Origin of the sequence: Leifsonia sp. Root4 (assembly GCF_001425085.1) — a bacterium.
Taxonomy (GTDB): domain Bacteria; phylum Actinomycetota; class Actinomycetes; order Actinomycetales; family Microbacteriaceae; genus Microterricola.
Genome location: NZ_LMDN01000003.1, coordinates 676,764 through 687,750 on the forward strand (window position 1 = coordinate 676,764; position 10,987 = coordinate 687,750).

The 10,987-nt window shown below is 67.6% G+C and carries 9 protein-coding genes; 3 read left to right on the top strand and 6 right to left on the bottom strand.

Annotation, left to right across the window (positions count from 1 at the left end; translation table 11 throughout):
- Positions 1 to 170: 170 nt before the first annotated feature.
- Both ASC66_RS12860 and ASC66_RS12865 read left to right on the top strand, forming a co-directional pair.
- Positions 171 to 770, top strand: a complete 600-nt coding sequence (locus tag ASC66_RS12860; protein ID WP_055840090.1) for a vitamin K epoxide reductase family protein — start codon at positions 171 to 173, stop codon at positions 768 to 770.
- Positions 771 to 783: 13 nt separating this feature from the next.
- Entirely contained in the window at positions 784 to 1,332 is a 549-nt protein-coding gene (locus ASC66_RS12865; protein ID WP_055840092.1) for a GNAT family N-acetyltransferase, read from the top strand.
- Between the two features lie 33 nt (positions 1,333 to 1,365).
- On the opposite strand, the gene ndk is transcribed toward ASC66_RS12865, so the two are convergent.
- From ndk to ileS, 4 genes are read right to left on the bottom strand one after another with little or no spacing between them, the layout of a single operon-like run.
- On the bottom strand, positions 1,366 to 1,785 hold the full coding sequence (ndk, locus tag ASC66_RS12870; RefSeq protein ID WP_055840094.1) for a nucleoside-diphosphate kinase: 420 nt from the start codon (positions 1,783 to 1,785) through the stop codon (positions 1,366 to 1,368).
- 48 nt (positions 1,786 to 1,833) lie between these two features.
- The gene (locus ASC66_RS12875; RefSeq protein ID WP_162243511.1) at positions 1,834 to 2,202 is read right to left on the bottom strand and encodes a DUF4233 domain-containing protein; all 369 of its coding nucleotides are present in this window, start codon (positions 2,200 to 2,202) and stop codon (positions 1,834 to 1,836) included.
- Positions 2,199 to 3,572 carry a bifunctional folylpolyglutamate synthase/dihydrofolate synthase gene (locus tag ASC66_RS12880; protein WP_055840099.1) on the bottom strand — a complete coding sequence of 458 codons (1,374 nt, stop codon included), beginning with the start codon at positions 3,570 to 3,572 and terminating at the stop codon, positions 2,199 to 2,201. The genes ASC66_RS12875 and ASC66_RS12880 overlap by 4 nt, the downstream gene beginning before the upstream one ends.
- Positions 3,569 to 6,913: an isoleucine--tRNA ligase gene (gene ileS / locus ASC66_RS12885; protein WP_055840101.1), complete on the bottom strand. Its 3,345-nt coding sequence runs from the start codon at positions 6,911 to 6,913 to the stop codon at positions 3,569 to 3,571. Before ileS ends, ASC66_RS12880 begins: the two co-directional genes overlap by 4 nt.
- A gap of 609 nt (positions 6,914 to 7,522) precedes the next feature.
- Here ileS and ASC66_RS12890 point away from each other — a divergent pair.
- Positions 7,523 to 8,929 carry an HNH endonuclease signature motif containing protein gene (locus tag ASC66_RS12890; RefSeq protein WP_055840103.1) on the top strand — a complete coding sequence of 469 codons (1,407 nt, stop codon included), beginning with the start codon at positions 7,523 to 7,525 and terminating at the stop codon, positions 8,927 to 8,929.
- A 600-nt stretch (positions 8,930 to 9,529) separates the two neighbouring features.
- Here ASC66_RS12890 and ASC66_RS12895 read toward each other — a convergent pair.
- Together ASC66_RS12895 and ASC66_RS12900 are read right to left on the bottom strand one after the other, a co-directional pair.
- Positions 9,530 to 10,468 (bottom strand): DUF1648 domain-containing protein, encoded by a 939-nt coding sequence (locus ASC66_RS12895; RefSeq protein WP_162243512.1) that lies wholly within the window; start codon positions 10,466 to 10,468, stop codon positions 9,530 to 9,532.
- A gap of 71 nt (positions 10,469 to 10,539) precedes the next feature.
- Positions 10,540 to 10,890 (bottom strand): GntR family transcriptional regulator, encoded by a 351-nt coding sequence (locus ASC66_RS12900; protein ID WP_055840107.1) that lies wholly within the window; start codon positions 10,888 to 10,890, stop codon positions 10,540 to 10,542.
- Between the last annotated feature and the right edge of the window lie 97 nt (positions 10,891 to 10,987).

Consider the following 10,987-nt stretch of genomic DNA (forward strand, 5'->3'; position numbering starts at 1 on the left):
CCGGCTCGTGGCTCTGGTTGCTACTTCTCTCGGTGCGCGGACCGAATCATCGTGGATGCTGGGCACCCGTTAAGCCTTCTTGACGTCTGTTCGGGCACTGCCAGAACGACTGAGGCAATTATCGCATGCAATCGCGAAATGGCGCGCGCCACGCGTGGGATAATCCGTGTATGCCCGAAACTGCATCTACGCGTACCTCCGTGGCCCAGGGGGTCGTGTTCGTCATTCTGGGCGCAATCGGCCTGCTTGCAGCGTTCGCACTCACGCTGGAGAAGTTCCATCTGTTGCAGAATCCCGGCTCCGTCCCGAGCTGTGATTTCAGCCTGCTCGTACAGTGCGGAGCCAATCTGAACTCCCCGCAGGGCTCGATCTTCGGCTTCCCGAACCCCGTGATCGGGTTGATGGCGTGGCCGGTCGTCATCACGATCGGCGTCGCGCTGATCGGCGGCAGCCGCTTCCCGCGCTGGTTCTGGCTCGGACTGAACCTCGGCGTCGCCGGTGCGCTCGCCTTCGTGATCTGGCTCATCGGCACGAGCATCTTCGCTCTGGCGACGCTCTGCCCCTGGTGCATGGTGACGTGGAGCGTCGTGATCCCGCTGTTCTGGATGGTCACCTTCGACAACCTCCGCACCGGGCGGCTCCCCCTCGGCTCGGCGATGCGCCGTTTCGCGGAATCCGCGTACAGCTGGATTCCGCTGATCACGCTCGGCTGCCTGGTCGTGATCGCCGTCATCGCCCAGCTGCGGCTCGACCTCCTCAACTACCTGTAGGCGCGTCGACGTCATGGCCGTGGCGCGCAGCATCAGATTCGCGACAGCGCCGGACCTCGCGGCGTTGCAGGAGATTGAACGGGCAGCCGATGGGCTCTTCGAGGAGTTCTTCGGGCCGGAGCCGTTCGGTGCGGACTCGGCGCCCGCTGGGGCGGACCGGGCGGCCGAGCGCGGGTTCCTCTTGGTCGTCGCCGAGAGCGAGGACGGTCCAGCCGTCGGATTCGTCCACGTGCTCGAGCTTTCCGGCACAGCGCACCTTGAGCAGCTCGCCGTGCACCCTGATCATCTGCGCCGCGGGCACGGGCGGGCGCTCGTCGAGGCGGCTGTCACGGTAGCGTCCGCACGTAACCACGAGCAGCTGACACTTCGCAGCTACGCGGACATCCCGTGGAATCGGCCGTTCTACGAGGCCTGCGGATTCGTGGTGATAGGGCCGATCGACTCGCCGTTCCACGATGGGCTGGTCCGCGTCGAAGAGGAACTCGGCCTCTTCGAGCACGGACGCCGGGTGCTCATGGCCCGGGACGTTTCCCCGGGAACGACGGATGCCGCCCAACACTGAGTGTTGGACGGCATCCGGGACCTTCTGTTGTGACTAGCTGAACCAGAGCTTCAGCTCGCGCTCGGCCGACTCGGTCGAGTCGGAACCGTGCACCAGGTTCTGCTGAACCTTGAGGCCCCAGTCGCGTGCGAGGTCGCCGCGAATCGTTCCGGGCGCCGCCGTCGTGGGGTCGGTGGTGCCGGCGAGCGAGCGGAAGCCCTCGATCACGCGGTTGCCCGCGACACGCACGGCAACGATGGGCCCGGACTCCATGAATTCGACGAGCGGCTCGTAGAACGGCTTGCCCTCGTGCTCTGCGTAGTGCTCGGCGAGGAGCGAACGCTCGGCCTGCAGCATGCGGATGTCGACGATCGAGTAGCCCTTGGCTTCGATGCGGCGCAGGATCTCGCCGCTGAGGCTGCGAGCAACGCCATCCGGCTTGATCAGGACCAGAGTCTCTTCGATGGTGCTCATGTGTTTTCTCTCCTTGGGATTTCTGCGGATGAAGTCGTTGTGGTCGGTTCAGTGCTGTGACGCCGCGTGCGCCGCCTTCTGACGGTCGAGTCGGGCGCCGGTGATCATGCTGTAGGCCCACATGCCGGCGAACAGCGCGCCGATGAAGAACATGGCCGGGTTGAAGAAGCCGCTCAGCACGACGACGCCCTGCACGATCCAGCCGAGCACGTAGGCCCAGTCGTGACTCAGGAGGCCGATCGTGGCGATCGCGAGCAGGCAGACGATGCCGCCGACGGTGAGCATCACCCAGGGCGGAAGCACCGCACCGGGGCCGAATGCGATCACGAGGGCGGCGAGGAAGATCACGACGAGCTCGAAGCCGAGCACGATCGACGCGAGCGAGCGCTTCACGGAGTTGCCGCGCGCGGCGCTCACGGGTTCATCCAATCGCCGGCGGTGGCCAGGCTCAGGGTCTCACCGACGAGGGTGATCGAGCCGGTGACGACCACGGCGCGCCGCGGAGCCTCTGCCGCCCAGCGGCGGGCCTGTTCGATGGCCGTCTCGAGATCGTCGAAGCGGAACGTCGTGTCCTCGCTGCCGATGTCGAGCACCGTGTCGGCGAGCTCGTCGACGCCGATGGCGCGGTCGGAGCTCGATCGCGTCACGTGGATGCGCTCGGCGGCCGGAACGATCGCGCGGATGATGCCTGCCGCATCCTTGTCCTCCAGGATGCCGAGGACGAAGACGATCTCATCGAAGTCGAAGAAGCTCTTCATGGCGGCGACGAGCGCTTCGGCCCCGTGCGGGTTGTGTGCGGCGTCCACGATCACGGTCGGCTCGATGCCGACCAGCTGCAGCCGGCCGGGCGACGTCACTCCGCTGAGACCCTCGGTCAGGATGTCGTCGGCGATCGCCTGCGAGCCGCCGCCGAGGAACGCCTCGACCGCTGCGATCGCGACGGCCGCGTTCTGCGCCTGGTGGCTGCCGTAGAGAGGCAGGAACTGCTCGGTGTAGCTGCCGGCTAGGCCGCGCACACTGATCAGCTGCCCGCCGACGGCCATCGTGCTGTTCAGCAGCTCGAAGCCGGTGGGCTCGCCCTGAACGGCGAGCGTCGACTCGGTGAGATCGACCGCACGCTGCAGCTCGGCGAGGGCCTCGGCGCTCTGCGCGGCCGAGACGACGGCGGCGGACGGCTTGATGATGCCCGACTTCGTCCTGGCGATCTCGGCGATGTCGTTGCCGAGGCGGCCGATGTGGTCCAGGGCGATCGGGGCGAAGACGGCAACCTGGCCGTCGGCCACATTGGTCGAGTCCCACTCGCCGCCCATGCCGACCTCGACCACTGCGACATCGACGGGGGCGTCGGCGAAGCAGGCGAATGCCAGCACGGTGAGCGTTTCGAAGAAGGTCAGCGGCACGTCGCCAGCGGCGACGAGCTCGGTGTCGACCATGGCGATGTAGGGCGCGATGTCGGCCCAGTTCGCGGCGAGGGCCTCGTTGCCGAGGGGCTCGCCGTCGATCATGATGCGCTCGTTGAAGCGGACCAGGTGTGGGCTCGTGAGGAGGCCGGTGCGCAGGCCGTGGGCACGCAGGATGCTCTCGATCATGCGGCTGGTGCTGGTCTTGCCGTTGGTTCCGGTGACGTGGATCATCGGGTAGGAACGCTGCGGGTCACCGAGGAGCTCCATGGCGCGGCGGGTCGGCTCGAGGCGTGGCTGCGGGTTCACCTCGCCGATGCGCTCGAGGAGCGCGCGGTAGACGGCGTCTGCCGCCTCCTCGAACTCGTCGTAGATGTTCTCGCTCATGCCTTCTCCACCTCAATTGTCACGGCGGCGCCCCCGGCGAGCTGCAGCAGCGCTGCGCCCTCGGCGGCCCCGTTGACGGAAACGTCCGTCGCGAGGGTCTCCCCCGCGATCAGCTCCGCGTGCTGTTGCACGGCGGCGTGTCCGTCCTCCGACACGCCCAGCTTCAGCCGAATCCGGTCGCTGACCTCGAGCCCTGCGGCCTTGCGGGCATCCTGGACGGCACGGATGACGTCGCGGGCCAGGCCCTCGGCCTCGAGCTCCGCGTTCGTGGCCGTGTCGAGCAGCACGAATCCGCCGCCGGGAAGCAGCGCGAGAGCCTGGTCGGCTCCCCCGGATGCCGTCTCGAGCACGAGTTCGTACTCGCCGGCGACGAGCTCGACTCCTCCGGCGGTCACGACGCCATCGGCCTCGCTCCAGTCGCCGTTGCGCGCGGCCTGGATGACCTGCTGCACCCCCTTGCCGAGGCGCGGTCCGGCCGCGCGGGCGTTGACGGTCAGCTTGCTCGTGATGCCGTATGCGGCGGCGCTGTCATCGGCGAGCTCGACGAACTCGACCGTCTTGACGTTGAGCTCCTCACGCACGATCGCGGCGAACTCGGCGAGATCGGCGGTGGCGGATGCCACGACCGTGAGCTTCGCGAGCGGGAGGCGCACGCGCAGACCCGACTGCTTGCGCAGCGAGAGGGCGGCACCGGAAATGGCGCGCACCTGGTCCATCGCGGCGACGAGTGCGTCGTCGGCGGGGAACGATGCGGCATCCGGCCAGTCCTCAAGGTGCACGCTGCGGCCGCCGGTGAGGCCCTGCCAGATCCGCTCGCTGACGAGCGGCAGCAGCGGAGCGGCGACCCTGGTGTACGTCTCGAGCACGGTGTACAGCGTGTCGAAGGCCTCGCTGTTGCTGCCGTCCGCACCGACGCCGGCCCAGAAACGGTCACGCGAGCGACGCACGTACCAGTTGGTGAGCACATCGGCGAAGTCGCGCAGCTTGGCCGCGGCCATGGTGCTGTCGAGGGCGTCGAGGTCGGTCGTCACGTCTTCGATGAGTGCGCGCGTCTTGGCGAGCAGGTAGCGGTCGAGCACGTCGGTGGACGCCGTGCTGAGCTTCGCGTCGTAGCCGCCGGCATCCGAAGCGTTGGAGGCATTGGCGTACAGGCTGAAGAAGTACCAGGTGCTCCAGAGCGGCAGCATCACCTGGCGGACACCCTCGCGGATGCCCTCCTCCGTCACGACGAGGTTGCCGCCGCGCAGCACAGAGCTCGACATGAGGAACCAGCGCATGGCGTCGGAGCCGTCGCGGTTGAACACCTCGGAGACGTCAGGGTAGTTGCGCAGCGACTTCGACATCTTCTGGCCGTCGCTGCCGAGCACGATGCCGTGGCTGATGACGTTCTTGTACGCGGGCCGGTCGAACAGCGCCGTGGAGAGCACGTGCATGACGTAGAACCAGCCGCGGGTCTGCCCGATGTACTCCACGATGAAGTCGGCCGGGTGGTGCTCGTCGAAGAACTCGACGTTCTCGAAGGGGTAGTGCACCTGGGCGAACGGCATCGATCCGGAGTCGAACCAGACGTCGAGCACGTCGGAGATGCGACGCATCGTCGACTGGCCGCTCGGGTCGTCGGGGTTCGGCCGGGTGAGCTCGTCGATGTACGGGCGGTGCAGATCGGGCTCTCCGGCCGCGTTCAGCGGCAGACGGCCGAAGTCGCGCTGGATCTCCTCGAGCGAGCCGTAGACATCGACGCGCGGGAACTCGGGGTTGTCGCTCTTCCACACCGGGATCGGGGAACCGAAGTAGCGGTTGCGGCTGATCGACCAGTCACGGGCGTTTCCGACCCACTTGCCGAACTGTCCGTCCTTGACGTTCTCGGGCACCCATTCGATGCCCTCCTGGTTCAGCTCGACCATGCGGTCGCGGAACTCGGTCACGCGCACGAACCAGCTCGTGACCGCCTTGTAGATCAGGGGGTTGCGGCAGCGCCAGCAGTGCGGGTAGCTGTGCTCGTAGCTGGCCTGACGGATCAGGCGGCCCTCGGCCTTGAGCAGCTGGGTGAGCGGCTTGTTGGCGTCCATCCACAGCTGCCCGGCGACATCCGTCACCGCGGGCAGGAACTTGCCGCCGTCGTCGAGCGAGAGGATGACGGGGATGCCGGCAGCCTCACAGACCTTCTGGTCCTCCTCGCCGTAGGCCGGAGCCTGGTGCACGATTCCGGTGCCGTCAGATGTGGTGACGTAGTCGGCCACGACAAAGCGCCAGGCCTTCTCCGTGCCCCACTCCTCGGTGTCGGCGTAGTAGTCGAAGAGGCGGTCGTAGCTGACGCCTTCGAGCTCTGAACCACGCACGGTGCGCGAGACGGCCGCGATGGCCTCCTCTGCACTGTCGTAGCCGAGATCCTTGGCGTAGCCGCCGACGAGGTCGATCGCCAGCAGGTACTCGCCGCCGAGCACCTCGGTGTGCGGGGCGAGACCGGCGGCCTCCTCGCGGAGAACGGTCGCGTCCGGCGTGCCGTTCGGGCCGGCCGGGACCACGGCGTACTCGATCTCGGGGCCGACGGCCAGCGCGAGGTTCGTCGGGAGGGTCCACGGCGTCGTCGTCCAGGCGAGCGCCCGCACGGCGGTGAGGCCGAGCGACTCCGCCTTCGGGCCGGTGAGCGGGAAGGTGACGGTGACCGTCTGGTCCTGGCGCATCTTGTAGACGTCGTCGTCCATACGCAGCTCGTGGTTCGAGAGCGGGGTCTGGTCACGCCAGCAGTACGGCAGCACTCGGTAGCCCTCGTAGGCGAGGCCCTTGTCGTGCAGGCGCTTGAAGGCCCAGATCACGCTCTCCATGTAGGTCACATCGAGCGTCTTGTAGTCGTTCTCGAAGTCGACCCAGCGCGCCTGACGGGTGACGTACTCCTGCCACTCCTTGGTGTAGCGCAGCACGGACTCGCGCGCTGCACCGTTGAAGGCCGCGAGGCCCATCTCTTCGATCTGGCTCTTATCGGTGATGCCGAGCTGACGCTCAGCCTCCAGCTCGGCTGGCAGGCCGTGGGTGTCCCAGCCGAAGCGGCGGTGCACCTGCTTGCCGCGCATGGTCTGGTAGCGCGGGAACACGTCCTTGGCGTAGCCGGTGAGGAGGTGTCCGTAGTGCGGCAGTCCGTTGGCGAACGGCGGGCCGTCGTAGAAGACCCACTCCGGCTGTCCCTCGCGGTTGTCGATCGACGACTGGAAGGTGCCATCCTGCTTCCAGAATTCGAGAACGTCTTCCTCGATCGCAGGGAAGCTGGGCGACGGGGTGACGCCGAATGCGGCGCCTGCGGCGCTCTCGCTGGGTGATGCGGGGTTCGAACCTTTGGGGTACAAGTGTGTCTCCTGGACGGCTGACGGATGCTGTTGGCCACTTCCACGAGGACGGAGAGCCTGAACTCTGCCGCGGTACCACCTCGCTTGCTCTCCTCGACCATCCTCGGCCGGCGGAGAACCGCTTGTTCCTTGGCTATGACGGGCCAGCCCCGCTCGGTTCTACGGCGATCGGATGCCGCGGCACCCGTTCGTTTTCTTCCGAGGACTCCCCGGTGATGGCCGGTTCACAGTCTGTGCTCCCCAGAATAGCGTGTCTCCCCCTGTGCACGCTCCGTGTCGCCCGCCTCCGCCGCTTGAGCCACGCGAATCCCGCACTCCCTCGCTGCTCGAGCTTGTCGCAACCCTCCGCTGGTTGAGCCTGTCGAAACCCCGTCGGTTGAGCCTGTCGAAACCAACCGAGACTCGCCCCATCTCGTTGGTCGAGTGGCGCGACGCGCAGAGTCGCGAAAGGCGGCAGCCCCTCCTTCGGCGCCCCCGGGAACCGCCACCGACGCTGGTGCGGCTTGCCTTCGCGGGCACCTCTCCTCCACAGGCACGCGGGCCCGGAAACTTATCCACATCAGGCATTTTCCCTAGGTGAACCGCTCCCACCGGGGTAAAATTGAACCCATGGGAACCCCAACGGAAGCACTCCGAGAGGCACACGCCCTGCTGCTCTCCGCCCTGACTGATCCCGATGCTCGGCTGCTGCACCACGACGCCCTGCTGGAGTTCACCGCCTCCGCCGAAGCCGTCGGCCGCCTCGCCGATGCCCTCCGCATCCGGGCCGCCGGTGAGGTGGCATTCCACTCCCGGCCGGAGCTCGGCGACGACCGTTTGTCGGCGAAGAAGGGCTGCCGCAACGCGGTGGAGCTCCTCGCCCGCATCACGCTGGCGTCCGAGCGGACCCTGACGCAGCGAATGCGGCTCGGCGAAGCCACCCGCCCCCGAATGGCGCTCAGCGGGGAGACCATGCCATCCCGCTTCGACCACATCGCCAACGCCCTCAGCTCCGGCGCGATCGGCTACGACAGCGCGACCGCCATCATCGGCACCCTGGACCCGATCCGGGGCCGGGTCGGTGACCTCAACGTGGAACACGCCGAAACCGCCCTGGTCGAGGCCGCGACCGGACCGACCGTGGAGTCGCCGCTGCCGTTCGCCGCCGACGAGGTCCGCGGGCAGGCCCGCGCCTGGGAAAGCGTGCTCGATGAGGACGGCACGGTCCCGGCCGAAGAACGCGCCATGCAAGCACGCGGGATCAGCGCCGGGTTCACCCGGGACGGGGTCGTGCACCGCAAGATGACGTTGCTGCCCGAGATTGACGCGAAGTTCGAAACCTTGATGAACGCATACCTGAACCCGCGCAGCAAACCCACCTTCGCCGACCCCGACCCTGAGGCGCCGAAGGACCCGCGGGCCACCGCGCAGGCCCGGCACGACGTGTTCGCCAGCCTGATCGACGGGGCGGCCCGGTGTGCGGCATCGCCGTCGATCGGCGGGGCGGCCCCGACCGTGCTCGTCTCCGTTCGACAGAGCGACCTCGACGCCGGCACCGGAGCCGGGTTCATTGAGGGCTGCGAGGCGCCGATCTCGATGGCATCGGTGGAGCAGTTCATCTGCGCCGGCGGACAACAACACGTGGTGATCGGCCCGGATGGCACGATCAACGCGATCGGCAACAACGACCGCCTGTTCAATGCCACCCAGCGGCGGGCGATCAGCCTCCGTGACGGCGGTTGCATCATCCCCGGCTGCTCCATCCCCGCCGCGTGGAGTGAGATCCACCACGTGAAAGAGCACCACGGCGGCGGCGAGACGGAAACCTGCAACGGAGTCCTCCTCTGTTGGTTCCACCACCACACCATCGACACAAGCGGGTGGCAGATCATGATGATCGGCGGCGTCCCGCACGTGAAACCGCCGCCCTGGCTCCGCGGCGGCCGCTCCGACGCCGACACCCCGTGGCGCAGGTCAACGAAGTCCCGCACCCAACAAGCCGACTTGCTCGACAAGAAGCGCCAACTGGTCGAGTAAGCCGCCCGCGGCCGTATCGAGACCCGGGCGACCCGATCCGATCAGACGCTCAGGGCTTCGGGGGCGGCCTCGTTCCTCGGCTGCTCCCTCAAGCCAGCGTGAGAATGCACGCCGCTCCGCACGATGGCTCGAGCGAGCGGCGCCGCGACGAAGGAGCAGCGGCGCACGCGAAGCCCCGAGCGTGTGCCCGAAGCCGGAGCCCCGGCATCCGCGACACCGACGAGATCCGCGACATTCATGTCGAGTAGGCCTCCCGCGGCTGTATCGAGACCCGGCGACCTGATCGATCCGGTCAGGCGCTCAGGGCTTCGGTCGCTGGCGCTCCCTCAAGCCAGCGTGGGAATGCACGGTGGGGACGCACGACGTCTAGCTGCGGCGTGAGGACGCACGACGACTGCCTGCGGCGCCACTCCGCACGCTGGCTCGAGCGAGCGGCGCCGCGACGAAGGAGCAGCGACGCACGCGAAGCCCCGAGCGGATCCGCCGACACTGCTGCTGCGACATCCACAGCCACTCGTTCCGGTGAGGCGCTCAGGGCTTCGGTCGCTGGCGCTCCCTCAAGCCAGCGTGCATCTGCACGTCACTGCCGCCTTCGCGGCGCTACGCGTCGCGCTGGGCGAGGGCTGCCTGCAGCACGGCGACGGCGGTCTCGGCGTCGTTGACTGGCACGACGAGCACCTTGCCGGAGCTGCGGGTGACCTCGATGGCCGGCCCGGCCTGCATGATGATGCCTGTCCGGCCACCGGCCCAGCGCCACCCCCAGCCTCCGAAGTCACCGACGGGGTTGACCTCGATCAGGCGCACATCGGCGATCTCGGCCAGAGGGATGCGGATTGCCGGCCATCCGGCGAAGGAGACGACGGATGCCCCATGCTGCCCGACGCTGACCCTCCAACGAATCGTGGTGAGCGCGATCGCGAGCAGCACGAACACCGGCAGCAGGATGAGCACGATTGAGTCCGCGCCATTCAGCGCCGCGGCCACGGAGCTTGCGATGACAAGTGCAACCACGGCCAGAATCAGAAACGCGACACCACGGGTGATGCACACCGTCCCGGTCCAGAATGCGCGCTCGGCCGGCCCGACGTTGAGCGGTTCGACCTCGATCGCGTACGGAGGCGTGCGATCTGCGCGCGGAAGGAGAAACCAAGCAGCCGCGGCCGCAAGCAGACCGAGGGCAGCGCCGAGCAGGAGCCCCGGCAACGGATCTGGGGCCTCGCTGACATCACTCAACCCCCGCTGGGACGACACAGACGCCGCGATGCCGACGCTGAGCATGACGGATAGCCCCAGCGACGTCACCGCAAGAACCTTCTGATTGAGCCTCGGGCGGCCGCTGCCGGCAAGATCCGCCACTGAGAAGGCCATGATGCCGCTGAAGAGCCCGACCACGCCAAGCACTGTGGCGATCAGTTCCCATGGACTGCCGTACCCATCGACGCCGTCGGACCCCCAGTGGATCGCGACGACCTTGGGGAGCGAGGGAATCCAGCTGATGATCAACAGGGCGGCTGCGACGGCGATCAGAATTGGCAGCACGACAGAAACCACGAGGAGCCGGGTACGGGTCAACGCCCCTTGCTCCGGGTTAGCGTTCTGGGTGGACTCGATCACTTATAGGCCTCTCGGATGAGCGAGAGCAGAGCGCTCTCGGAAACGTTGCGCAGCTTGGCCTCGTCGACCAGGTCGTGGATGGCTCCGGCGAGCGCCGCGTGCTGACCGATGCGGCCGGCGACGATCGCCCCGCGACCGGGGCGCATATCGAGCAGCCCCTCCTCGCGGAGGATCTGATACGCCCGGAGCACGGTGTGCACGTTGATGTCGAGCGCTTCCGCCAGCTGCCGCGCGGGCAGCAGTCGCTCGCCGACCCCGAGTCGTCCGTCGATGATCGAGGCGCGGATGCTCGTCGCGAGCTGCTCGAACAGCGGCATGGAGAGCGTGGGGTCGATGCGAATCAGCACGATCTGATTCTATTGTTATAGCTGAACTATAACAAGTTGAGGTCCGGGGTCCGATTCCGGTGCCATGATGGCAATGGCGTGCGAGAACACCCCGCCG

Bases quoted from the DNA above. Each gene is read 5' to 3' on its own strand.
- ASC66_RS12865 (WP_055840092.1), top strand. From the start codon at position 784: ATGGCCGTGGCGCGCAGCATCAGATTCGCGACAGCGCCGGACCTCGCG.
- ASC66_RS12860 (WP_055840090.1), top strand. From the start codon at position 171: ATGCCCGAAACTGCATCTACGCGTACCTCCGTGGCCCAGGGGGTCGTG.
- ASC66_RS12890 (WP_055840103.1), top strand. From the start codon at position 7,523: ATGGGAACCCCAACGGAAGCACTCCGAGAGGCACACGCCCTGCTGCTC.
- ndk (WP_055840094.1), bottom strand. From the start codon at position 1,785: ATGAGCACCATCGAAGAGACTCTGGTCCTGATCAAGCCGGATGGCGTT.
- ASC66_RS12880 (WP_055840099.1), bottom strand. From the start codon at position 3,572: ATGAGCGAGAACATCTACGACGAGTTCGAGGAGGCGGCAGACGCCGTC.